A 418-nucleotide genomic window follows, 5' to 3' on the forward strand; every position below is an offset into this window, starting at 1 on the left:
CCCTTCTCATTCAACAATACTAATATTGTTATTAATATTTATGGGGATTGCAGAGTATTTTCCTGTACGATTTTGGAGAGGAACGAGCTCGCTTACCTTTCCCATAATTTACGCTATGAGTTGGCAGTTTGGAATCCATATAACTATTATTGCTATTGTACTCGTAACGTTAATTATTCACCTGCATCGTCGTTCACCAATACAAAGAATGTTATTTAATAGTACTCAGCATGCGCTTAGTTTGATCTTGGCCGAATGGTTTTCAAATAAATGTATGCACTTATTAATTAACAATATAGATATGTCAGTTCTGTATGAAAATTTAATATCTTTGTTATTATTTTGCGTGTTTTTTTGTTTTTTCAACAACCGCTTTTACGATTTGTTAATGATACTCCTTCCACAGCCATATTCAATC

1 pseudogene is annotated in these 418 nt (G+C 32.5%); it reads left to right on the top strand.

Features of this window, described 5'->3' with window-relative positions:
- A pseudogene (locus tag GFJ36_RS29325) lies at positions 1-418 on the top strand (GAF domain-containing sensor histidine kinase); the annotation flags it as partial.

This window comes from Bacillus sp. EE-W1, from assembly GCF_009760835.1.
Lineage (GTDB): Bacteria > Bacillota > Bacilli > Bacillales > Bacillaceae_G > Bacillus_A > Bacillus_A wiedmannii.